Source organism: Azospirillum sp. P4_B5, assembly GCF_056402275.1.
Map to the genome: position 1 here is coordinate 36,450 of NZ_JBFUHT010000031.1, position 21,085 is coordinate 57,534.

Genomic DNA, 21,085 nt, shown 5'->3' on the forward strand with positions numbered 1-21,085 from the left:
ATTCCTAGGCCTCCGTGTCTTTCCCGGATCGGCCTTCCAGGCGGCGCCGTCCCGCCCCGCCCGTCCGCTTTTTCGCCCTCGCAGCACGGATCGTGGGATTACAGCCGCGGCCAAGACGTAGATGGAAGGCGACCCCGCCACTTGCGGGGCGCGATTCCATTCCCAAAATGGGTGTGGAGCCTGCGGCAGGGGCTGAGATGGACGAGGTCGTGTGTTGCGAGGCGCGGGCCTTACCGGGGCTGCGTGTCCGTGGGGTGGGGCAGCCACCGGTCCCGGCGGCGATTGGCGCTGTGGGTATTGGCACTGTGGACAAGGCGTGCCGAATTTGATTGGAAGTCTGTTGGTTCACGGCCATCCCGGCGCGGACCGCGGCTGGCCGGGACAGGAGACGGAAGGTTTGCCACCCATGGAGACAGGAATGAACATCTCGGACCTCTTGTCCGCACACAACGTCATTCTCGATGCAGGGCCGGCCAACAAAGGAACTCTGCTCGACCTTCTCGCCACCGAGGCGGCCAGCCGCATCGCGGCACCCAAGGAGGATATTCTCAAGGCCCTGCAGGCGCGGGAACACATCGGCTCAACGGCGCTGGGCAAGGGCGTGGCGCTTCCCCACACGGAGCTGCGTGGGACCGAGAGCCCGCTGGTGCTGTTCGCGCGGCTCCGCAAACCCATCGATTTCGAGGCCCGTGACGACGAGCCGGTCGACCTGTTCTTCCTCGTGCTCTGGCCGACCGCGACCCGCAAGGGCCTGCTCCCCGTCATGGGCGAGATCTGCCAAGCCCTGCGCGACCCGCAATCCCTGCGCAAGCTCCGGCAGGCGGAGACGCCCGACGCGGTGGTGGAACTCGTCCGGCAGGCGCTTCCCCCCAACGCCGAGCGGGAGCTTGACGACGAGGATTTTTGACCGAGCGATTTCTGACCTGACGACGTCCGGCCGGCGCGGCGAGGGACCTCCATCCTTCCTATATTCGTAAAGCCGACAGTTCTCAGCATTTTGGCCCCTCCGATTGCCCGAGACCCCCTTTGTCACAGACCATGTCCGACGCCCTGTTGCTCCTGGCCGCCACCGGCCTTCCGTTTGTTGGCGCGATCGTCGCTGGGATGCTGCCGACGCACGCGCGCAACACCGCGGCGTGGTTGGCCGGTGCGATCGCGATCATCGGGCTGGGGTTGGTGTGGGCCGCCTATCCGACGGTGGCGGCGGGCGGGGTGATCCGCCATTCGATGGCCTGGATGCCGTCGCTCGGCCTCGACCTCACGCTGCGGATGGACGGCTTCGCGTGGCTGTTTGCCGGGCTGGTCTTCGGGGTCGGCGCCCTCGTCGTGCTGTACGCGCGCTATTACATGTCGGCCGACGACCCGGTCCCGCGCTTCTTCGCGTTCCTGCTGGCCTTCATGGGGTCGATGACGGGGGTGGTGCTCTCCGGCAACCTGATCCAGCTCGCCTTCTTCTGGGAACTGACCAGCCTCTTCTCCTTCCTGCTGATCGGCTACTGGCACCACACGGCGGCGGCGCGCGACGGCGCGCGCATGGCGCTGACCATCACCGCGACGGGCGGGCTGTGCCTGTTCGCGGGGGTGCTGCTGCTCGGCCACATCGTCGGCAGCTACAACCTCGACGTCGTTCTGGCCTCGGGCGACAAGATTCGCGGGCACGCGCTCTACCTGCCGGCGCTGGTCCTCATCCTGATGGGCGCCCTGACCAAGAGCGCGCAGTTCCCGTTCCATTTCTGGCTGCCGCACGCCATGGCGGCGCCCACCCCCGTCTCGGCCTATTTGCATTCGGCGACCCTGGTGAAGGCCGGCGTCTTCCTGATGGCCCGCCTGTGGCCGGTGCTGGCGGGAACGGAGGCGTGGTTCTGGATCGTTGGCAGCGCCGGTCTGGCCACCCTGCTGATCGGCGCCTATGTGGCGATCTTCCAGAACGACCTGAAAGGACTTCTGGCCTATTCGACCATCAGCCATCTCGGGCTGATCACGCTGCTGCTCGGGCTCAACAGCGAACTCGCCATGGTCGCGGCGATCTTCCACATCCTCAACCACGCCGCCTTCAAGGCGTCGCTGTTCATGGCCGCCGGCATCATCGACCATGAGACGGGAACCCGCGACCTCCGGCGCCTGTCCGGCCTGAACCGCTTCATGCCCTTCACGACGCGGCTGGCGATGGTGGCGGCGGCGGCCATGGCGGGCGTGCCGCTGATGAACGGCTTCATCTCGAAGGAGATGTTCTTCGCCGAGACGCTGACGGCCCAGGGGTCCGTGACCTTCCTCCTCGACATCCTGCCCTTCGCGGCCATGGTGGCCAGCGCCTTCGCCGTGGCCTACTCGTTGCGCTTCATCCACGGCGCCTTCTTCGGCCCCGACCCGGTCGACCTGCCGCACCTGCCGCACGAGCCGCCGGCCTGGATGCGGCTGCCCGTCGAGATCCTGGCGCTGGCCTGCATCATCATCGGTCTGCTGCCCGCGGCCACCGTGGGGCCGTATCTGAACATGGCGGCCCACGCCGCGCTCGGCGCCGCGACGCCCGAATACAGCCTGGCGGTCTGGCACGGCTTCAACACGCCGCTGGTGATGAGCCTGCTCGCCCTGGCGGCCGGCGTGACGCTCTACTTCCTGCTGCAGCCGCTGTTCCGGCGGAACATCGACGGCCCGCCCTTCATCAGCCGTCTGGAAGGCCGCCGCATGTTCGAGCGCAGCATGGTCTTCCTGTCCTGGCGCCTCGCCCGGTCGCTGGAAGGGCTGCTGGGCACCCGGCGCCTGCAGCCCCAGCTGCGGCTGGTCGTCTGCGTCGCCATCCTGGCCGCGGGCTGGGCGGTCTACCGGCGCGGGCTCGGCCCCGGCAATCTGGTGCCGCAGGGCATCGACCCCGTGCTCGCCCTGATCTGGGTGATCGGCGCGGCCTGCGCCCTGGGGGCCGCGTGGCAGGCCAAGTTCCACCGCCTCGCCGCGTTGATCCTGCTCGGCGGCACCGGGCTGGTCACCTGCGTCACCTTCGTCTGGTTCTCCGCCCCCGACCTCGCGCTGACCCAGCTGCTGGTCGAGATCGTCACCACGATCCTGCTGCTGCTCGGCCTGCGCTGGCTGCCCAAGCGGCTTCCCGGCACCGGCACGTCGGAAGTGATGCGGACGGGCCGCCGCCTGCGCGACCTCGCCATCGCCATCACCGCCGGGCTCGGCATGGCCGGGCTGGCCTTCGGCGTGATGACCCGCTTCCCGCCGGAAATCCTGGCGCAGCATTTCCTGGAGCGCGCCTACACCGAGGGCGGCGGCACCAACGTCGTCAACGTGATCCTGGTCGACTTCCGCGGCTTCGACACGCTGGGCGAGATCGCCGTGCTGGGCGTGGTGGCGCTGACCGCCTACGCGCTGCTGCGCCGCTTCCGCCCAGCCCCCGACAGCGTGGACGTGCCGGAGCAGCAGCGCGACCAGAGCGCCTACGACATCGCTCGGCCGGAGCGGCGGGAGGGCGACACGGTGGCCGACTGGCTGCTGATCCCGTCGGTGATCGCGCGGCTGCTCTTTCCGGTGGTCGCGGTGGTTGCGCTGTTCCTGCTGCTGCGCGGCCACGACCTCCCCGGCGGCGGCTTCGCCGCGGGTCTGATGGCGTCGATCGCGATGATCCTGCAATATATGCTGGGTGGGACTCAGTGGATCGAGGCGCGGCTGCGCGTGCTGCCGCTGCGCTGGATGGGGCTCGGGCTTCTGCTGGCCGCCGGTACCGGACTTGCCGCCCTGCTGTTCGGCCGGCCCTTCCTGACCACTTACTTCACCTACGCCGATCTGCCGCTCATCGGGGAGATCCCGACGGCGAGCGCGCTCCTGTTCGACATCGGTGTGTTCGCGCTGGTCATCGGCGCCGTCATGCTGACGCTGATCGCGCTGGCCCGCCAGTCGGTCCGCGGCCATCGCGCCGCGGCGCCGCGCGCCCCGGTGGTGAATGCTCCCGCGGTGCCCGGCCCGACGCTGAGCGGCGCCCCCGTCGCCACCACGACCAATGCCCCGACCGCCGCAACCGGAGACGATTGATGGAACTTATCCTCGCCCTCGGGATCGGGGTGCTGACGGGCTCCGGAGTCTGGCTGCTGCTGCGTCCCCGCACCTTCCAGGTCATCATCGGCCTGTCGCTGCTCTCCTACGCCGTCAACCTCTTCATCTTCTCGACCGGTGGCCTGCGCACGGGGGCGGCCCCGGTGCTGGAGCGCGGCATGGCCGGCAGCCTCGCCACCCACGCCGACCCGGTGCCGCAGGCCCTGGTCCTCACGGCCATCGTCATCAGCTTCGCGACGACGGCGCTGTTCCTCGTCCTGCTCCTCGCCGCGCGAGGCCTGACGGGAACCGACCATGTGGACGGTAAGGAGAAGTCCCGGTGAACGGGTGGATGGATCATCTGGTGATCGCGCCGATCGTCATCCCGCTGCTGGTCGGCGCGCTGCTGATGCTGATCGACGAGCGGCGGCGGGCGCTGAAGGCCACGCTCGGCGTGGCGTCGGCGTCGGCGCTGCTGGCTCTGGCGGTGCTGCTGCTCTATCTGACGGACCACACCGCCACCGGGGCGGACGCCACCGTGCGCGTCTACCGGCTGGGCGACTGGCCGTCGCTGTTCGGCATCGTCCTGGTGCTCGACCGGCTGTCGGCGATGATGCTGGTGCTGACCGGCATCCTCGGGCTGTCCGCCCTGGTCTTCGCGCTGGCGCGCTGGCAGAAGGCGGGGGCGCATTTCCATTCGCTGTTCCAGTTCCAGCTGATGGGGCTGAACGGCGCCTTCCTGACCGGCGACCTGTTCAACCTCTTCGTCTTCTTCGAGATCATGCTGGCCGCCTCCTACGGGCTGGCGCTGCACGGCTCCGGCCTCGCCCGCGTCCGCGCCGGGCTGCATTACATCGCCATCAACCTGGCGGCGTCCCTGCTCTTCCTGATCGGGGTGAGCATGATCTACGGCGTGTCCGGCACGCTGAACATGGCCGAGCTGGCCGTGCGCATCGCCGGGATCGCGCCGGAAGACCGCGGGCTGCTGGAGGCCGGGGCGGCGATCCTCGGCGTCGCCTTCCTGATCAAGGCGGGCATGTGGCCGCTGGGCTTCTGGCTGCCCAACACCTACACCACGGTCGGTGCGCCGTCCGCCGCGATCATCTCGATCCTCAGCAAGGTCGGCATCTACGCCATCATCCGGATTTGGCTGCTGGTCTTCGGCGACAGCGCCGGCACCTCGGCCGGGTTCGGCGGGCACTGGCTGCTGATTGGCGGGGTGCTGACCATCGCCTTCGGTTCCATCGCGGTGCTGGCGACGCAGAATCTGGCGCGGCTGGCCGGGGCCAGCGTGCTGGTGTCCTCCGGCACGCTGCTGGCCGCCATCGGCGCCGGGCAGGCGGCGGTGACCGGCGGCGCGCTGTTCTACATGACCAGCTCCGTCCTGGCGATCGCCGGGCTGTTCCTGCTGATCGAGCTGGTCGAGCGCGGGCGCATGGTCGGCGCCGACGTGCTGGCCGTGACGCGCGAGGCCTTCGGCGAGGGCGAGGACGAGGAGTCGGACGACGACGACGCCATCGGCGTGTCGATCCCGGCGATCATGGCGATCCTCGGCATCGCCTTCATGGCCTGCGCGCTGCTGCTCGCCGGCTTGCCGCCGCTGTCCGGCTTCCTCGCCAAATTCGCCATCCTGGCGCCGATGCTGGCGCAGGGGGCGGAGGGGCTTCCCTTCACCACTTGGGCGCTGATGGCCGCGCTGATCCTGTCCGGCCTGGCGACGGTGGTCGCGATGAGCCGCACCGGCATCGACGTCTTCTGGGCGTCGCCCGCCGGCGACCTGCCGCGCGTGCGCCTCGTCGAACTCGGTCCGGTGATGATGCTCCTGGCGCTCTGCGTGGCGCTGACCGTCCAGGCCGGGCCGGTGATGCGCTACATGGAGGACACCGCCCGCTCCCTTCACGGGCCGGAACGCTACGTCCAGGGGGTGATGACCACCGCCGCGCCGGGAACCGGCAAGGGGGTCGCGCCATGAAGCGCTGGTGGCCGTACCCGCTGCTGACCGCCGCGCTTGTGGCGATGTGGCTGCTGCTGACCGAGAGCGTGGCGCTGGGCTCCATCCTGATGGGCGGCATCCTGGCGACCGTCGCGCTCTGGGGCTTCCGGGCGCTCGACCCGCCGGGCGGGCGGCTGAAGCGGCCGCGCGCCGCCTTCACGCTGGCCGCGCTGGTGATCGCCGACATCGCCCGCTCCAACCTCGCGGTCGTCAAGATCATCCTCAACCCGCGGAAGACGGAGCGGGTGTCCGGCTTCCTCCACATCCCGTTGGACATGCGCGCGCCCTACGGTCTGGCGACGCTGGCCTGCATCATCACCGGAACGCCGGGGACGATCTGGGTGGAGTACAACTCCGCGAACAACACGATCCTGCTCCACATCCTCGATCTGGTCGACGAGAGCACCTGGATCGACACCATCAAGGGACGGTACGAGAAGCGCCTGATGGAGATCTTCGAATGACCGCCACGCTGCTGCTCTGGTCAATCTTTCTGGCGCAGATCATGCTGGTCGCCGCGATGGCCTGCGCGACCTTCCGCGTGCTGCGCGGGCCGCGGGCGCAGGACCGGGTGCTGGGGCTCGACACGCTCTACGTCAACGCCACGATGCTGCTGCTGACCTTCGGCATCCGCACCGGCAGCACGCTCTATTTCGAGGCGGCGCTGATCATCGCGCTGCTCGGCTTCGTCGCGACGGCGGCGCTGGCGAAGTTCCTCATGCGCGGAGAGGTGATCGAATGACGCATCTGGCCGACCTGCCGGTCTGGGCGGCGATCCCGGTGGCGCTGTTCCTGCTGCTCGGCTCCGCGCTGGCGCTGATCGGGTCCATCGGGTTCGTGCGGCTGCGCAGCTTCTACGAGCGCGTCCACGCCCCGACGCTGGGCACCAGCATGGGCATCGGCTTCGTGCTGCTGGCCTCGATGCTGTGCTTCACCGTGCTGCAGTCGCGACTGGTGCTGCACGAGATTCTGATCGCGGTCTCCATGCTCGTGACCACACCGATCACGCTGATGCTGCTCGCCCGCGCCGCCCTCTACCGCGACCGCAGCGAGGGCAGCGGCGACGTGCCAGCGGCCCCGCCGGCCCCGCCGGTCCAGACCGTCGCTCCGCCGGCCCCGGACGCCGCTCCGCCGGTGTAGACTTTCCTTCAGTACGTCAGGTCGCCTCGACCTTTGGCGATCAGGTCGCCTCGACCTGGGCGAACATGCCGGAGTCGTTGGTGAAGCTCTTGAACTCCAGCCCGTTTCCGGAGGGATCGAGGACGAAGAAGGTCCCTTGCTCCGACGGCTTGCCGGGGTAGCGGATCTGCGGCTCCAGAAGGAAGGTCGCCCCGGCGGCCTCCAGCCGTTCCCTCAGCGCATCCCACACCGGGCGCGGCAGCACCGCCCCGAAATGATGCAGGGGCACCGCCTTGCCGTCGACCATGCTGGTCTCGGTCGAGCGCGGCTCGGACGAGCGGTGGGCGGAGATCTGGTTGCCGAAGAAGTCGAAATCGATCCACCGCTCGGTGGAGCGCCCTTCGCGGCAGCCCAGGACATCGACGTAGAAACGGCGGGTTTCCTCGATGTCCCGGATGGGAAAGGCGAGATGGAACGCGAACACCGGCGCACCCTTTTGACGTTGGTTCGGGTGGCCAGGGTAGACCGCGCTCCGTGGTGCCAACAAACGATTTAAGCGCGGGTCGATTGCGCGAAAACGCTGCGACCCCGTCAGGAACAGGGGCCGCAGCGGTTCCCGTTGTCAGAAGGCCAGACGGGTGTCGAGCATCACGATGTGCGCGCGGTCCTTCAGGTCGCCGCCGTCGGGGCGGCCCGCCTGCAGGGTGGACCGCACGTAGTCGTACTCCAGCCCGGCGGTGAAGCCGGGGGCGACGGTCCAGGTGACGCCGCCCTGCCAGATGTCCGCCTTGCTCGGCGTGGACATGGTCGCGCTGTCGTTGCCCAGCGCCCGCAGGTAGTTGGCGGCGAACAGCAGCGGCCCGGCGCTGTACTGCGCGCCGAAGATCCAGTTCTGCTGCGCCCGCGTCTGGGCAAGGCCCTCGGCGTAGCCGCTGTCGCCGCTGTAGGCGTAGCTGGCGCCGACCTTCACGGGGCCGTAGCCGACGTTGGCGCCGACATGGACGGAGTTCAGATCCTCGAAGGACTGGCTGACGACGCCGTCGGTCTGGCGCACCGCTTGGCCGGTCGCGTAGAAGGCGCTGCCCTCGACGCTGAAATCTCCCACCGCCGTCTGGAAGGCGGCGCCGGCCTCGACCACGTCGCGGAAGGACAGCAGGTCGCCCAGCGCGTCGGTCGTGCGGCGGTTGACCGATGTGTTGGAGTCGCCGCTGCGCGGCATGTAGGACACCGCCGCCGACAGGCCGCCGAAGCTCGGCGTGATGTAGACGAACTTGGTCCCGGTGTCGTAGGCGATCAGCGTGCGCATACTGGTGGCGGCCAGCGGCAGCGCGGCGAAGGTGGTGGAGCCGTTCAGGAACAGGATGCCGTTGCTGTCCGGGCTGCCGGCCACGCCCTCGACGTTCGGGCCGATCATCCCGTATTCATCCGACAGGCCGTTGATGACGCCGGCCTGGATCGTGCCGAAGGCGCCGTTGGCGAAGAGGAAGGCGCGGTCGTTCTCGATGTTGCGGGTCGAGACGGTCGGGTCGCCGTTGCCCGCCACGATGCGCAGCCGCGCGCCGTAGGTCAGGCCGTTGTCGGCGGTGGCCGTCGGGGTGACGACCAGGCGGTAGCGGTTGGCGAACTCGCGCGAGCGCAGGCCGTCGTCCTGTTGCTGGCGGATGTAGGCGCCCTGGAAATAGGCGTCGCCGCCGAGGATCAGGTCGAAGCTCGGCTCGGCCAGGGCCGGAGCCGACGTCAGGGCGGCGAAGGCGGTGCCGGCGAGAGCGGCGGCGCGAAGGGAGAAGGTGTTCATGGGCGTCGTCATTCCAGGGTCGAGGCTTGCGGGGCGATGTTTTGGTATCCCCTCTCCCCTCCGGGGACAGGGTTGGTACAGAACCAGCGGCGGCCGAAGGCGGTGAGGTTGTCGTCCTGCAGCCGGGCGAGGCAGAGGACTTCCACGCTGTCGGCCCAGCGCGGGTTGATGCGGCGGAACTGGGCGACGGCCGGGCTGTCCAGCTTGGCCTCGCTGATGGCGCGGGCTTCCTCGGTCAGGCCGTAGCCCTGCCACTGCCAGTCCACGGTGCCGGTGTCGGCGTCGTAGTACTGGGCGAAGCACTCCCGCCCGATGTGGTCGCGGAACGCCCGGTCGAGGGCGTCGAGGGGCTGGTCCGGATGCGGCGTGTGGCGGACGAACAGCATCGGCATGTAGCGGTAGGAGCGGTAGCCGACCGCGCTGTAGCTCCAGTACCACAGCCGCCCCGAACGGTCGGCGCGGGCACGGGCGACCATCTCGGCGACCATCGAGCGCACCAGCTCGTTCGACCCCCAGAAGCGGCGCTCCAGGATGCAATGGGCGGTGTGGAAGGCGCCGACGGCGGTGCCGCCGATCTCCGTCGCCTGCCGGTAGACGGTGGCGAAGCCGACCAGTTCTCCGGTCCCGGCGTCCTCCTGCACCACGCAGTGGTCGAGGTCTTCCAGCTCCTCGTTGAAATAGTCCTCGCCATAGCCTTCGAACCAGACGCTGAGCAGGGCGAACATCGCCGCCCGGCGCTCCGGCGTCAGGGCCGCCGGCGCGACGAAGCTGGTCCGCAGGGGAGGACGCGCCGCGGGCGTGGTCATTCCCCTGCTCCGGCCTCGGCCCCGGCCCCGGCACCGGTCAGATAGAGCGCCGCCCCGGCCTCGCGCACGTCGGCGCAGATGTCCTCATAGTTGCAGGTGATCTCCTCCCCGGCGGCGATGTCGCGGCGGGCGACGAAGCGCCGCCAGTCGCCGGGATCGGCCCGCCCGATGGACGGACCATCGGCGTGGTTGAGGAACCGGGCGTCGTCCCCCGGCAGAAGGACGCCGACCCCCTCGATCACGCAGCCGTGAAAGTCGATCAGCCGGGCGACCTGCGGAAACTCGGCCAGCACGGCGTCGTCGGGCTCCAGCAGGCGGTCGATGCGGGCGTCGAACGCCCACACCGGCGTGCCGGCGGCGACCGCCTCCTCGGCGAAGAGCCCCAACCCGTGGATCGGGCTGGAGGCGAGGCGGGTGGCGATGAGGAGCGGCATGGCGTCCTTCTCCGGCGATGGGGCTCAGGCGGCGGCGGTGGCCGGCGACCCGGCCGGAGCCTCGGCGTTGGACGACAGCAATTCGTCGAACTCGAAGCTGGCGGCGTCGTCCACGAACTGCTCGGCGATGGTCGTGCCGGGGTTCGTCAGGCAGACGCCGATGTAGTCGGCGAAGCGCGGCGGCGGGGTGAAGCCCTCGGCGAGCAGGCGGCTGTTGTCGAAGGCGATGTCCTGCGCGGTGAAACGGTGGTACTTGCGCCCGCCCGCCATCATCGTGCGGTGCAGGATGTCGCGCTGCGGGAAGGCCAGGCGGAAGGCGCGGTCGAAGGGCTTCCAGCCTTCCGGACCCTTCGGGTCGAAGAAGCTGTAGGGGCGGGTGCCCTCATGGCCGTGCGAGGCGAAGGCGGCCTGGAAGTCGCTCCAGGTCGTCCGGCTGCCGAGGCCGGCGGAGAGGTGGTAGAGGTTGTGCTTCAGCTCGGGCTTGCGCAGCAGGTCGTGCAGCCGGGCGGAGGCCCAGTCCACCGGAACGATGTCGATGAAGCCGTCCGGCGAGCAGGGCAGGACGCCGGTGCGGTCGACCAGCCGGAAGAACCAGAAGATGCTGGCGCTCGGGCGCACGCCCATCGCGGTGTGGCCGACGACGATGGACGGGCGGCAGACGACGATCGGCAGGTCGGGGAAGCCGGCGGCGAGCGCGCGTTCCGCCGCGGCCTTGCTGCGAGTGTATTCGACGATGTGCGGCGTGTCGTGGCCGGGCGCCGGGGCCTCCTCGACCATCTCCAGCCACGGCGTCTCGCCGCAGCAGAAGGCGGTGCCGATGTGCAGGAAGCGCTGGAGATGCTTCATGCGGCGGGCGCGGGCGGCCAGCGCCAGCGTGCCGTCGACGTTGATCTGCCAGACCGAGTGGCGGCTGTCGAAGGAGGTGTCGGCGGCGACGTGGACGATGTGGGTCACCGCGTCCAGCCGCGGGTCGGCGCTGGTCGCCAGCGACTGCAGGTCGCCCGGAAGGATCTGGCAGAGATCGGCGTAGGCCTGGGCCGTGGCGCGGTCGACGCAACGCATCAGGTTGGTGGCGAGACGGGCGCGGCAGGCGGCCTCGTCGGCGCCGCGGATCAGCAGCAGGCAATCCGCCGCGGTCCCGTTCTTGATGGCGTCGAGGTAGAAGGAACCACCGAGAAAGCCGGTGCCGCCGGTGAGAAGGATCATGGTGTGCCTCGGTCTCGCGTCTGGGGGAGGGGAGGGTTCGGTTGGTGGCCCCGATCCGCTGGTCTGGATCAGGCGGGCAGCAGGTCGGGGGCCGGAAGGGCGGGGGTGTCGAGCCGGCGGATACCGCCCTGCTCCACCTGGATCTGCACGTCGGCGGCGTCGAAATACGCGTCGTCGTGGGTCACGGCGATCACGGTGATGCCGCGCGCCTTCATCCAGGGAATGATCTCGCGGTAGAATTTCCGCCGGAAATAGGGGGACTGGTCGGCGGCCCATTCGTCGAGCACCAGCACGGGCTTGCGCTCCAGCAGAGCGGCGGCCAGCGCGAGGCGCTTCTTCTGCCCCTGCGACAGGTCCACCGTCGTGAAGGCGCGGTCCTCGACCGCCACCTTGTCGGACATCTCCAGCAGGTCGAGCAGCTCGTCGGCGAAGCCGTCCTCCAGCGACACCGCGCCGTAGAGCTGGCGGGTGACGTGGTTGTCGGAGAAGACGACCGAGAACAGGTCGCGGTAGGAGCCCAGCGTGTCCGCCGTCACCACCGCGCCGTCCACCGTCAGGCTGCCGCGCTGCGCCGGGTAGAGGCCGAGCAGCAGGTGGATCAGCGTGCTCTTGCCGGCGCCGTTGTGGCCGGTGACGAAGACGACGTCGCCGCGCTCCACCGTCAGGTCGATGGGACCGACGGTGAAGGAGCCGGTGCCGTCGCGCCCGGGGTGGCGGTACGACGCGCCGTCGAGCGCGATGGTGGCGAAGTCGACGAAGCCGGTCGGCGGCGCGTCCTTGACCCGGCGCTGCGCGGGACGGGGCGGCGCCTTCAGCTCCGCCTCCACCGCCAGATAGGAGCGGGCGGCGGTCTCGGCGCTGATGTAGGAGGGGTAGGAGGCGACGATGGTGATGACCGGGTAGGCGATGAAGGCGGCGGCGTGACCGGCCAGCACGACGGTCGTGATGTCGGTGTTGGTCACCGCCGGCAGCAGGAAGATGATCCCGGCCAGCGCCGCGTAGTAGGTCAGCTCGCTGAGCGTGAAGTAGTGGCTGTACTCGGCGCCGAAGCGATGGCGCTCCGTCCGCAGCGCCTCGGCGCAGGCGGTGGCGTCGGACAGCGCGTTGGCGGCGCGGCGGCGGTTCAGCTTGCACTCGCGCAGGGTCTGCAGGATGTGGTCCGACCGTTCGGACAGCGCGCCCTCGGCCTCGTGGATCGTCTCCGACAGCCGCTCCAGCCGCAGGACCGAGCGTGTGATCAGGATGCCGCCAACCGTCAGGAAGGCCAGCACGATCAGCACCGCGGCGTTCGACAGCGAGGCGAGGTAGAGCAGGCACAGCACGATGGCCGCGACCGACTGGAAGCTGATGACCAGCGTCGGCACCGCCTGGGCGAGAAGCTGCAACTCCGGCCCGGCGACCTGGGCGAGGCGGGTGGAGCCGACCGCCATGGCGTCGGGCAGGTCGGCGGCCACCGCGCGGCGCAGCAGGTCGACGCGCAGGATCGCCAGCGCCGCCTGCATCCGCTTGGACGCCGCGCTCATCATCCAGCCCTGCGCGAACCGCCAGGAGAAGGCGGACAGCAGGAAGATGAACAGCAGACGCTGCAACCCCTCCGGATCGTCCATGATGACCAGCGCGCTGTTCAGCGAGGTCAGCAGGGCGAGGTTGAGGGCCGCCGCCAGCACCGCCAGCAGCATCAGCGGCTGCATGTTGCGCAGGGCGTCGCGTCTCAGGATGCGCCAGAGGTCCATCGCCGGCTCACTTGGACTGGATGAGGTCGAGCAGGCGGGACGGCGACATGGTCGACAGGATGGGGGCCGAGGCGGCCTTTCCGTCCTTTGCCGGTCCTGCGGCAGCCCCCGCCGGCTCGGGCTTGACGCCGGGAACCGGCGCGGTCGGTGAGCGGGGGGCGGCGGGTTCGGCCCCGGCGGTGTTCAGGCTGGGCATCTGGCCGACCGGCACCTGTCCGGGCGTGCCGTCGCCGCTCAGCGAGGGAAGCTGCGCGGCGGGCGGCACGGGGAGGCTGCTCGGCGGCAGGGCCATGACGCTCGGCGCACCCGCATGCGGCGCGCCGGGGGCGGGGGCGCCCGGCATCGGGAGGGTGGCGCCCTGGCCCGAGGCCGCGTCGAGGATCAGCGGCAGCCCGCCGCTGGCGGCGTTGCCGATGACGACGATCTTGGCGTTGGGCGAATGGGCCAGCTCCAGCGTCGCCTCGATGCCGCGCCAGCGCAGGTAGTTTTCGGTCAGGTTGGCCTGGACCGTCTCCTGGAAGGCGCGGATGCCCTGGCCTTCGAGCTGCTTGCGCTGGCTCTCGAACAGCTCGCGCTGCAGGCGGAACTGGTATTCCTGGGCGGCCTGGTCCTGCTGGATCTTGCGCTCGATCGACACCATGATCGCTTCGGGCAGCGAGACGTTGCGGATCAGGATGTCCTGGATCAGCAGGTAGCCGGTCTTGGTCCGCCCGTCCGGCTTCGGCGTGTCCTCGGCCCCGATGATCTGGGCGTACATCACGCGGTCGGCGACCTGCTCAAAGGTCTCGGTCTGAACGCGCAGGCGGCGGTGGGCGTAGAGTTCGTCGGCCTTGAAGCGCGACACGATCTCGCGCGAGACCGACCCGACCTCCGGCACCAGCAGCACTTCCAGATAGTTCGGCCCGACGTTCTTGTGCAGGGCGGCCAGCATCTCCGCGTAGGGGCGGTAGCGCACCGTGATCTCGATGCTGACGTTCAGGCCGTCGTTGGCGATCGCCGAGTAGGAGCGGGTGTCCTCCTGCAGGCGCAGGTCGTAGACCTCGATCTTGTCCCAGGGGAAGATGACGTGCACGCCCTCGGCCAGGGCCGGAGCCATCTGGGTACCCTGGTGGAAGCGCTTCCACAACACGCCGCCGTGGCCGGCGGGGATGAAGACGACGATCGACGGCGCGAAGTAGAGGAAGATCAGAATGCCGACCAGCAGCGTGCACAGCAGCGACCGGCGGTGCTCCTCGTACCAGTTGCCGAGCAGCGCGCGCAGGCGCGACTTCGGCTGCGGCGTCGCGTCGGCGTCGTCGTAGGTGAAGGCCTGGTCAGCCATGTCACGCGGTCTCCTGGAGCAAAGCCGTGGCGGGGCGGGACGCGGACTTTTCGGCCGGCATGTCCATCTGCCCGTTTGTCATGTGAATGGTCACGTCGCAGACCGACGAGGCGTTGCCGTCGTGCGACACGAAGATCACGGTGCGGCCGAGCGCCCGCAGCTTGCCGATGATCTCGTTGGTGAAGCGGGTGCGGAACTCGGCGTCCTGGTCGGACGTCCATTCGTCGAGGATGATGATTGGACGCCCCTCCGCGACGGCGACGGCCAGGGCGACGCGGCGGCGCTGGCCCTTGGACAGATCGCGGTTCAGCAGGCCGTCGCCGGTCTCCGGAACCAGATGGTCGATCTTCAGATAGGCCAGCATCTCGCGGAACAGCTCCGCGTCGAAGGTCGGCCCCTGCGGCAGGCGGGTGAACAGGTGGTGGTCCTGGAACACCGCGCAGAACAGGTCGCGGTAGGATTCCAGCCGGTCGCCCTCCACCGCCTGCCCGTCGAGCAGCACCTGCCCCTCGTCCGGGCGGAACAGCAGCGGGATGACGCGCAGCAGGGTGGATTTGCCCGACCCGTTGGCGCCGACGATGCCGACGACGCTGCCCGCCGGGATGGTCATGTCGATGGGACCGATCACGAAGGGCTCGGGCCGCAGGCCGGCGCGGTAGGCGAAGCGCACGCCGCGCAGCTCGATGGCGGAGAAGCGGCGCGGCGCGCGGGCCAGCTTCGACGGCGCGTACTCCGCCGCCGGCATGGCGGCGAGGAGGGTGGTGAGCTGGTTCGCCGCATCCTCCGCCGCGATGTAGTCGGGCACGGCGTTGAGGAACTTCGACAGCGGCCGGGCAAGGAACAGAATGACCGAGGTCACCAGTGGAAGCTCCGCCGCCGACAGCGCGCCCATGCGCGGGAAGATGAAGACGAAGACCGCGGAAAAGCCGATGACGATGGTGGCGATCCAGGAGAACAGCTCCCCCAGATTGCGCCCGTGGCGCCGCTTCAGATCCTCCCATTGGGCGACGTCGGCCTCGACCGCTTGGGCCAGCTCGTCGCGCCGCGCCTTGCCCAGCTTGATCTCGGCGTTGCCGCCGACGATCTCGGAGAAGCCCTGGAGCATCCGCACCTCGGACTCCTTGGCTTGGCCCAGCAGGGCGCGGGTGCGCTGCGCCTCGCGCACGTACCAGCCGCCGATCATCGCGCCGGCCACCAGGAGCAGCGTGGCGCCCACCGTGGTCAGCGTCCACAGGTAGAGGTAGGCTACGACCGCCACCAGCATCATGTTGGCGGCGATCGACAGGTTGGGCAGCAGCGCCGCGATGCGCTCCAGATGGTGGTTGCCGAGGTCGAAGGAGCGCCGGGACTGCATGTCGAGGATGTCGGCGTGGTTGCCCAGAGTGACGGTCTGCAGGAAGCGCCGCCGCACCCCGGCCAGCGCGCTGAAGCCGGTGGTCAGCACCAGCCCGACGAAGCGCTTGCTGAAGGCGTAGGAGACCAGCAGCGACAGGCAGAAGATCAGGAAGGGCGTGTCCAGCACCTCGCCGCGCATCCAGCCGTTCAGCTCGGCGCTGAGGCTCATCAGGCTGATGAGGTTGGCGGTGGCGGCGACGCAGCCGGTCATCACCAGCCGGGTCAGGATCTCACGGTCGGCCAGCCCGATCAGGGGCAGCAGGGCCGAGACGGGCCGGCTGGGGGCGACGCGCTTGGTTGTCTTGCTTTTGCTCATCGCTCCGCCTCACTCCGCCAGCCAGGAGTCGAGGATGCGGGTGATCGTGCCGTTGTCGCGCAGCTTGACGAAGGCGGCCTGCAACCGCTCGGCCTTCTCCTTGCGCGCCTTGGGCATGGCGATGTAGCGGGGGATCAGGCCCAGCGGCTTGGGCAGGACGCGCACGTCCTTCAGCCGTCCGTCCTGCTTGGCCATGTGGTTCAGCACATGCAGGTCGCCGACGATCACGTCCACCCGGCCCAGGATCAGGCGGCGGAAGTTGACCACGTTGCTGCTCGACGGGACCTTTTCCAGATAGGTCGCGGCGTCGAAGTCCGGCGCGTAGGCGAAGCCGTCGACCACGCCGATGCGGTGGGGGGTCAGGTCCTCCAGCCGCTCGAAGGCGATGGGGGAGTCCTTGCGCACCATGAAGACGGTCGTGCCGGTGCGGAACGGGCCGATCATGTTGTACTGCGCGAAACGGGCGGGCGAGGCGATGAACTGGAACCCGACGTCGGCGGTGTTCTCGTCCATCGACCGGACGACCTCGGTCCAGGACAACGGCCGGTGCACCGGGGTGATGCTCAGCTCCTTCAGCAGGGCGACGACGATCTCGGTGTCGATCCCCGTGCGGGTGCCGTTGAAGGAGTAGTTGTAGGGCGGGAAATGGTCTTCTGACGCGATGGTCCAGTATTCGGCGCGCGCCGGGAGGATCGCGGCGAACAGCGCCAGCAGGACCGGCAGCAGGAACCGCAGGACCGGGCGGAGGATGGACGCCGTCGCCGCCGTCATGCCTTCGCCCGTTTCTTGCTGCGGGTGGTCAGCAGGATCATGACGAGAAGGGCGCCGGGCGGTGTCAGAACCACCGCCAGGAAGGCGTAAAGCAGGAAGCCGCCGCGGCGGCCGATCCCCAGAAACCCGACCAGCAGGCAGAGACCGATGTAGATCAGCTCGAACACGGCGATGCTTCCTTCTTTGCCCGGCGCCCCGGCGTCGTGCCCTTAGCCGGCCTTCTGGACCGGCTGCTCTTCCATCTGCGGCGCCGCGGCGGGAGCCTCGCCAGCGTCGCCCTTGGCGGCCTCGAACTCCTTGCGGAAATGCTCGCGCATCGTCTCCACGTCGAAGTCCAGCAGCGTGCCGCCGGTCTCGAAGTGCTGCGCGAACACGCGGCCGAGCGCCTGGGTGGCGGCCAGCGACAGGGCCGGCATGACGGCGACGCCCAGCGCCGTGCCGATGAACGGAACGGCCTTCACGGCGGAGCCGAGCACGCTGGAGCTCAGCGCGCCGGGCATGACGCCGCCCATCAGCGCGCCGATGATCGCGCGGGTGCGCTCCTGCGCGAACTCAATCTCATAGAGCTTGGCGAGCTTATGGATCAGGTTGAGCTGGGCCACGCTGACCGCGGCGACGTCCGCGCCGGGAACGGGGATGAGTCCGAAGGCGCCCGAGGCGTAGCTGTGATACTTGATCAGTTCCTGGGCGCGCTTCTTACGGTCTACCATGATCCGAAACCTTTCGAGGGTCAGGTGGGGTTGATTTTAGGTGGAAACGATAAGCTCAGACACACGTCATTGGACGTTATGCGTCGCAAATTTGGCATTCCGAAAGAAACAAAGCATCGCCAATCAACCGCTACCTAAGCGATTGGTAAAAGAATACCCCTATTACCGCTGGTAAATTAGAGAGTGGTTCTCGGGACTGTCGTTGGGCAAAGAATGACTGCCCAACGATCCAATCTGTCCCAATGACTTGATACATTTTTAGTGCTTAACAACGCATTAAATGCCTATGACCGTTGTCAGGGTTTTTGTCGGAACGTGCGTCATCTTTCTGCTAATTGTAACAAAGTTCATCATGAGCTTTTCTTTGTGCATCATAAATCTCTACCTTTGCGGGAAGCGAATCGGCAGATCGAGAGCGCGCGCCGGAAGCTCGTTGCGCGTGCCGGCGATGACCGCCGCCCCCAGGACCAGGACGGTGTCGCGCACCGGCTGTCCGTCGATGGTCTGCGTGGGCAGGGCGACGCGCAGCAGCAGGCCGTCCCGCGACGACGACGGAGCGTGGCCTTTCAGCAGGCGCAGCAGCGCCCACGGTCCGCGCTCGGCCAGGGTGATGGTGTCGCCGGTCGCCGCGGCGGTTCCGCCCGCCGGCGCACCCTTCGGACGGAAGGGCGACCCGGCGGCCCAGCGGGCGCTCAGCAGGACCGGCTGGCCCGGCGTCCAGGCGAGCGTCCCGCCGTTGGCCGAAGCCCCCACCGCGCTGGCGCCGGAACGCACCGACCAGTCGATGATGTGCTCCGCCCCGACCTCCTGCGCGCGGTTTGCGCCGTAGGTGAGGCGGACGCTGACGGGGGCCGGGCGCGCGATGGCCTCCAGCAGCGGGCGGGCGGCTTCCATCCGCTCCATGAAGGCGGCGACCTCGGGGGTCGCGGTCCGCATCACCGCGGCCCGGTGCTCGTCCAACTGCCGGTAGAAGCGGCGGACGTCCTGCGGGTCGGCGTCCGGCGCGCCGCGCGCCTGTTCGGAGCCGACGAAGGGGAAGCGCCCGGCGAGGGTTTGCGCGAAGGCGCTGGACAGCTTCGACAGGGCGACGTCGCTGTCCGGAATCGGGGCTTCCACCGGCATTCTGGGCGGGATCGGCAGATGCGCGACGACGGCAGCAGGCTCCTCCACGACGGCGGGCGGCGGAGCCGCGGGCTCGGGCAGCGGCGCCGGGCGCGGGGGAGGCGGGGGGGCTGCCGCGACCGGCTTGGCCGGCTCTGGTTTTGGCGGTTCCGGCTTTGGCTCAGCGGGCTTCGGCGGCTCCGGCTTCGGCTCGGCCGGCTTGGCGGCTTCGGCGGGCGGAGTGTCGGGAACCGGGGCGGGCAGGGCGGCGGCCAGGGCGTCCGGCAGCGCGGTCACCGCCGGGTTGAGAACCAACGCCCCGCCGTCACCCACCGCGAACAGGGCTCCGGTCTGCGGCGCGTCCAGCGCCAGGACGGCGGCGCGGGCGCCGGTCGCGGCGGTGGACAGGGCCTCGGTGATGCGGTCGGTGGTGTCGCGGCCCGGCAGATCGGCGATGGCGGCCTTCTGGAGCATCACGCGGATCGCGTCGGGCAAGCCGCGGGCGGGCTCCTGCAGGGCGCCGGCGATGGGCCAGGCGACGGCCTCGGCGACGGCGCCGGTCAGGCGGCGGGCGTCGTCCACATCCTCGGCGGTCGGCGTCTCCGGCAGGCCGCGCAGCCGCTCGGCCAGGGCCTCGGCGCGCTGGCGGAGCGGGTTGCGGCCGTACAGCTCCTCGGCCAGCGGGGCGGCGAGCTGGACCGACTCCGCGCGCACCGCCGCGGCGATGGTCCGGGCGTCCAGGTTGGGCAGGTCTGCGCCGGCGGCGATGCGCGTGATGTAGCCGTCCGTCGCCGTCATCGGCGAGCGGGGGACGGCGCCGTAGACGCTTTCGGCCAGCGCGTTCAGCTCGTCGAAGCCGCTGTTGCGGCGGAAGCGGTCGTAGCGCTCCAGCGCGTCGCGCCGCCCGCCGATGCGGTCGAGCTGCTCGGCGAGCCGGCGGAAGGCGGGCAGGTCCTCCACCCGCTGCGGGTTGGCGACCGGCGGCAGGTCGGCCATGGTGGCGCTGGGCAGCAGGGCGTCGCGGATCGGCCGCAGCACCGAGCGGCGCAGCGTGACCGAGGCGAGCCGCTTCTTGTCCTCGTCGAAGGTGCTGACCAGCGAAGTCGGCAGCAGCGGCGTGGCGAGGGAACTACGCTCCATCACCGCCGTGGCGGCGATCACCCGACCGGCGAGAGCCCCGTCGGTGACGGCGTCGCGGGCCAGCAGCGCCCGGCGCAGGTCGGCGGTGGCGGCGGCGACCGGCGGGCTGCCGGCGGACACGCTGGACACGCCCTGCCACGCGGCGACCGACAGGCCGGCGACCGAAGCGGCGAGCGCGGCCTGGGCCATCCGGCGGCGCTTGTGGGCCTGCTGGTAGGCGGCGTCGGATGGCCGTCCGTAGCCGGCCTCGGCGAAGGCCCGGCCCGGCAGCAGGTTGCGGGCGAAGACCGGGCGGCGCCCGCCGGTGGCCGGGGCGTAGGCGCCGGTCAGGGCGATGCCGCGCAGCGGGAAGGGCTCGGTCTGGTCGTCGCCGCCCCCATCTCCTCCTAGGGCGCCGTCAAGGAACAGCCCCAGCGGATGGCGCAGCGTGTCCAGGGCTGCCGGCAGCAGCGGCAGGCGCACCCCGGCGGTGCCGGCGGCGAAGGCGTCGGCCTCCAGAACGGCAATGTCGGCGGCGATGGCCTCGAACGCCTCGTCGATGCGGCGCGGCTCGAAGGGCTTGGCCCAGTCCTGGGGATTGGTCCATCCCAGCACGCCGTCCAGCAGGGCGGACGGCATGGCGGCGCAGAGGTCGGTGAAGCCGTTCAGGGCCTCGGCGCGGACCACGACCACATGCACAGGGCCGACTACGCCGATATCGTCGCGCAGAGTCCGCAGGCGTTCTCGCAGGGCGGCGCCCCGCTTGGCCAGCGCGTCGCGCGGACCGGGGCGTTCGGCGGCGGCGCGCAGCTCGTCGGCGCCGACCATGAGCAGGATGCCGTCCAGCGGGCGGCGCATCGGCCGCTTGCGCATCGCCGCGACCAGCGCCGGCCAGGACGCGCCCAGCCGGGTGCCGTCGGCGGAATCGGCGCCGGCGTGCAGGATCGCAGCACCTTCGCAGAACCACCAGCAGCCGTTCTCGCCGTTGCCGTCCTCGGGCCAGCGGACATGGGTCGGGTCGGTGGCGAGCAGGGCCGGGCCGCCGACTCCGAAGGCGAGGAACCACGGAATGTCGCCGCGGCGCAGGGGGCCGCGCATCTGCCGCGTCAGGATGTCCAGCCCCTCGCCATAGACGCGGGCGTTCGCTGGCGTGTTGGCGGCGGCCTTCGTGGGGGGAGGGGCCTCGGCGCGGACGCGCAGCGGCGCCGGCGGGGCGGCCCGGCGCGCGGGCGCCTTC

General features: G+C 69.9%; 19 protein-coding genes. 7 read left to right on the forward strand and 12 right to left on the reverse strand.

The window, feature by feature from the left end; genetic code table 11:
• Nucleotides 1–418: 418 nt before the first annotated feature.
• The 7 genes from AC1DVI_RS21865 (at nucleotide 419) to mnhG (ending at nucleotide 7,162) form a co-directional block, all read left to right on the forward strand.
• Nucleotides 419–907, forward strand: a complete 489-nt coding sequence (locus AC1DVI_RS21865; RefSeq protein WP_476959765.1) for a PTS sugar transporter subunit IIA — start codon at nucleotides 419–421, stop codon at nucleotides 905–907.
• A gap of 131 nt (nucleotides 908–1,038) precedes the next feature.
• Nucleotides 1,039–4,029 carry a monovalent cation/H+ antiporter subunit A gene (locus AC1DVI_RS21870; protein ID WP_476959766.1) on the forward strand — a complete coding sequence of 997 codons (2,991 nt, stop codon included), beginning with the start codon at nucleotides 1,039–1,041 and terminating at the stop codon, nucleotides 4,027–4,029.
• Nucleotides 4,029–4,373, forward strand: coding sequence for a Na+/H+ antiporter subunit C (locus tag AC1DVI_RS21875; protein WP_014197933.1), 345 nt, complete (start codon nucleotides 4,029–4,031; stop codon nucleotides 4,371–4,373). The genes AC1DVI_RS21870 and AC1DVI_RS21875 overlap by 1 nt, the downstream gene beginning before the upstream one ends.
• The gene (locus AC1DVI_RS21880) at nucleotides 4,370–6,001 is read left to right on the forward strand and encodes a monovalent cation/H+ antiporter subunit D (protein ID WP_476959767.1); all 1,632 of its coding nucleotides are present in this window, start codon (nucleotides 4,370–4,372) and stop codon (nucleotides 5,999–6,001) included. Before AC1DVI_RS21875 ends, AC1DVI_RS21880 begins: the two co-directional genes overlap by 4 nt.
• Complete coding sequence (locus AC1DVI_RS21885; protein ID WP_476959768.1) at nucleotides 5,998–6,486, forward strand: Na+/H+ antiporter subunit E; 489 nt, start codon at nucleotides 5,998–6,000, stop codon at nucleotides 6,484–6,486. Before AC1DVI_RS21880 ends, AC1DVI_RS21885 begins: the two co-directional genes overlap by 4 nt.
• Nucleotides 6,483–6,764, forward strand: a complete 282-nt coding sequence (locus AC1DVI_RS21890) for a K+/H+ antiporter subunit F (RefSeq protein ID WP_174441421.1) — start codon at nucleotides 6,483–6,485, stop codon at nucleotides 6,762–6,764. The genes AC1DVI_RS21885 and AC1DVI_RS21890 overlap by 4 nt, the downstream gene beginning before the upstream one ends.
• A complete protein-coding gene (mnhG, locus tag AC1DVI_RS21895) occupies nucleotides 6,761–7,162 on the forward strand; it encodes a monovalent cation/H(+) antiporter subunit G (RefSeq protein ID WP_476959769.1) in 402 nt (133 codons plus the stop codon). The genes AC1DVI_RS21890 and mnhG overlap by 4 nt, the downstream gene beginning before the upstream one ends.
• Nucleotides 7,163–7,202: 40 nt before the next feature.
• On the opposite strand, the gene AC1DVI_RS21900 is transcribed toward mnhG, so the two are convergent.
• The 12 genes from AC1DVI_RS21900 to AC1DVI_RS21955 form a co-directional block, all read right to left on the reverse strand.
• The gene (locus AC1DVI_RS21900) at nucleotides 7,203–7,625 is read right to left on the reverse strand and encodes a VOC family protein (protein ID WP_476959770.1); all 423 of its coding nucleotides are present in this window, start codon (nucleotides 7,623–7,625) and stop codon (nucleotides 7,203–7,205) included.
• Between the two features lie 138 nt (nucleotides 7,626–7,763).
• Entirely contained in the window at nucleotides 7,764–8,936 is a 1,173-nt protein-coding gene (locus AC1DVI_RS21905) for a porin (protein ID WP_476959771.1), read from the reverse strand.
• 8 nt (nucleotides 8,937–8,944) lie between these two features.
• Entirely contained in the window at nucleotides 8,945–9,742 is a 798-nt protein-coding gene (locus tag AC1DVI_RS21910; protein WP_476959772.1) for a hypothetical protein, read from the reverse strand.
• Entirely contained in the window at nucleotides 9,739–10,176 is a 438-nt protein-coding gene (locus tag AC1DVI_RS21915) for an SET domain-containing protein (protein ID WP_476959773.1), read from the reverse strand. Before AC1DVI_RS21915 ends, AC1DVI_RS21910 begins: the two co-directional genes overlap by 4 nt.
• 24 nt (nucleotides 10,177–10,200) lie before the next feature.
• Entirely contained in the window at nucleotides 10,201–11,382 is a 1,182-nt protein-coding gene (locus AC1DVI_RS21920; protein ID WP_476959774.1) for an SDR family oxidoreductase, read from the reverse strand.
• Nucleotides 11,383–11,450: 68 nt separating this feature from the next.
• A complete protein-coding gene (locus AC1DVI_RS21925) occupies nucleotides 11,451–13,115 on the reverse strand; it encodes an ATP-binding cassette domain-containing protein (RefSeq protein WP_476959775.1) in 1,665 nt (554 codons plus the stop codon).
• A gap of 7 nt (nucleotides 13,116–13,122) precedes the next feature.
• Nucleotides 13,123–14,436 (reverse strand): prohibitin family protein, encoded by a 1,314-nt coding sequence (locus tag AC1DVI_RS21930; RefSeq protein ID WP_476959776.1) that lies wholly within the window; start codon nucleotides 14,434–14,436, stop codon nucleotides 13,123–13,125.
• A 1-nt stretch (nucleotide 14,437) separates the two neighbouring features.
• Nucleotides 14,438–16,147 (reverse strand): ATP-binding cassette domain-containing protein, encoded by a 1,710-nt coding sequence (locus AC1DVI_RS21935; RefSeq protein ID WP_476959777.1) that lies wholly within the window; start codon nucleotides 16,145–16,147, stop codon nucleotides 14,438–14,440.
• Nucleotides 16,148–16,156: 9 nt separating this feature from the next.
• Entirely contained in the window at nucleotides 16,157–16,918 is a 762-nt protein-coding gene (locus tag AC1DVI_RS21940) for a substrate-binding periplasmic protein (protein WP_476959778.1), read from the reverse strand.
• Complete coding sequence (locus AC1DVI_RS21945; RefSeq protein ID WP_172428501.1) at nucleotides 16,915–17,085, reverse strand: hypothetical protein; 171 nt, start codon at nucleotides 17,083–17,085, stop codon at nucleotides 16,915–16,917. The genes AC1DVI_RS21940 and AC1DVI_RS21945 overlap by 4 nt, the downstream gene beginning before the upstream one ends.
• Nucleotides 17,086–17,127: 42 nt before the next feature.
• A complete protein-coding gene (locus tag AC1DVI_RS21950; protein WP_476959779.1) occupies nucleotides 17,128–17,628 on the reverse strand; it encodes a YcjF family protein in 501 nt (166 codons plus the stop codon).
• A 381-nt stretch (nucleotides 17,629–18,009) separates the two neighbouring features.
• A partial coding sequence (locus tag AC1DVI_RS21955) for a type VI secretion protein IcmF/TssM N-terminal domain-containing protein (protein ID WP_476959780.1) occupies nucleotides 18,010–21,085 on the reverse strand: 3,076 nt, incomplete at its 5' end.

Excerpts from the sequence above, each read along its gene's own strand:
- AC1DVI_RS21865 (WP_476959765.1), top strand. The coding sequence starts at position 419 with ATGAACATCTCGGACCTCTTGTCCGCACACAACGTCATTCTCGATGCA.
- AC1DVI_RS21870 (WP_476959766.1), top strand. The coding sequence starts at position 1,039 with ATGTCCGACGCCCTGTTGCTCCTGGCCGCCACCGGCCTTCCGTTTGTT.
- AC1DVI_RS21875 (WP_014197933.1), top strand. The coding sequence starts at position 4,029 with ATGGAACTTATCCTCGCCCTCGGGATCGGGGTGCTGACGGGCTCCGGA.
- AC1DVI_RS21885 (WP_476959768.1), top strand. The coding sequence starts at position 5,998 with ATGAAGCGCTGGTGGCCGTACCCGCTGCTGACCGCCGCGCTTGTGGCG.
- AC1DVI_RS21890 (WP_174441421.1), top strand. The coding sequence starts at position 6,483 with ATGACCGCCACGCTGCTGCTCTGGTCAATCTTTCTGGCGCAGATCATG.
- mnhG (WP_476959769.1), top strand. The coding sequence starts at position 6,761 with ATGACGCATCTGGCCGACCTGCCGGTCTGGGCGGCGATCCCGGTGGCG.
- AC1DVI_RS21905 (WP_476959771.1), bottom strand. The coding sequence starts at position 8,936 with ATGAACACCTTCTCCCTTCGCGCCGCCGCTCTCGCCGGCACCGCCTTC.
- AC1DVI_RS21910 (WP_476959772.1), bottom strand. The coding sequence starts at position 9,742 with ATGACCACGCCCGCGGCGCGTCCTCCCCTGCGGACCAGCTTCGTCGCG.
- AC1DVI_RS21915 (WP_476959773.1), bottom strand. The coding sequence starts at position 10,176 with ATGCCGCTCCTCATCGCCACCCGCCTCGCCTCCAGCCCGATCCACGGG.
- AC1DVI_RS21920 (WP_476959774.1), bottom strand. The coding sequence starts at position 11,382 with ATGATCCTTCTCACCGGCGGCACCGGCTTTCTCGGTGGTTCCTTCTAC.
- AC1DVI_RS21925 (WP_476959775.1), bottom strand. The coding sequence starts at position 13,115 with ATGGACCTCTGGCGCATCCTGAGACGCGACGCCCTGCGCAACATGCAG.
- AC1DVI_RS21930 (WP_476959776.1), bottom strand. The coding sequence starts at position 14,436 with ATGGCTGACCAGGCCTTCACCTACGACGACGCCGACGCGACGCCGCAG.
- AC1DVI_RS21935 (WP_476959777.1), bottom strand. The coding sequence starts at position 16,147 with ATGAGCAAAAGCAAGACAACCAAGCGCGTCGCCCCCAGCCGGCCCGTC.
- AC1DVI_RS21940 (WP_476959778.1), bottom strand. The coding sequence starts at position 16,918 with ATGACGGCGGCGACGGCGTCCATCCTCCGCCCGGTCCTGCGGTTCCTG.
- AC1DVI_RS21950 (WP_476959779.1), bottom strand. The coding sequence starts at position 17,628 with ATGGTAGACCGTAAGAAGCGCGCCCAGGAACTGATCAAGTATCACAGC.